This window comes from Cryobacterium sp. 10I5, from assembly GCF_035019865.1.
In the GTDB taxonomy this organism is placed as follows: Bacteria; Actinomycetota; Actinomycetes; order Actinomycetales; family Microbacteriaceae; genus Cryobacterium; species Cryobacterium breve_A.
The window spans coordinates 1-814 of the sequence record NZ_JASJVI010000202.1 but is presented as its reverse complement, the minus strand read 5'-3'; the positions used below and the strand labels follow the sequence as shown (position 1 = coordinate 814).

The 814-nt window shown below is 70.4% G+C and carries 1 protein-coding gene; it reads right to left on the bottom strand.

What is annotated here, in order from left to right; genetic code table 11:
- Positions 1 to 391: 391 nt before the first annotated feature.
- A partial coding sequence (locus QN350_RS19695; RefSeq protein WP_323517204.1) for a DUF4190 domain-containing protein occupies positions 392 to 814 on the bottom strand: 423 nt, incomplete at its 5' end.

Below are 814 nucleotides of genomic sequence, written 5' to 3'. Positions count from 1 at the left end.
GGCGGGTACGGGTACCCGGACGCGGGTGGCGGCGGCGGTCCGGCGGAAGGAGAACCACCGGGCGAAGGATCCGCGAATGGCGGGGCACCGCCCGGAACGCCGCCGGATGCCGGGGGCGGCCGCGTTCCGGGCGGCCCATCGGAAGGCGCCGCTGGAGGAGCCGAGAGAGGGGGCCCGGCGGACTCGCCGCGCGGAATCGGCGGAACCTCGGGCACCTCGGGCACGTGCGGCACGTCGGGCACTTGCGGGACTTCCGGTACGGGAGGAAGTCCCGAGGCGCGCGGTGCGTTCACATCACTCATGAGCTGTTCCTTTCCACTGCATTGGCGGGGCGTCAGCCACGACAGGTCAGCGTCAACGACGGGTCAGCGGTGACGGGCCAGCTGGGGCCTCAGTAGCTGGAGTATCCGTTGGTCGAGGCCGTGCTGATCAGCACCACGAAGAGGATCGTGGCGATGATGCCGGCGACGATACCCAGGTAGCCGAGCACGAGGCCGGCGATCGCGAGGCCGCGGCCCTTCTCCCCGGTCTTCTTGATCTGGCTGAGCGCGATGTGGCCGGTGATGATCGCGGCGAGGGAGACGAAGAATGCCGAGACGAGCGACACGATCGCGAGGACGTTGTACTTGTCCTGGGCGAGGGGCTGGCCATAGGGCTGCTGGCCGTACTGCTGCGGCTGGCCGTACTGCTGCTGGCCGTAGGTGTCAGGAGCGCCGTATGCCGGTGCGGCGGGCGCCTGGTAAGCCGGGGCGGCGGATGCCGGATACTCCGGTGCCGCGGGTGCCTGATAGATCGGGGGCTGGTTCACCGGGGG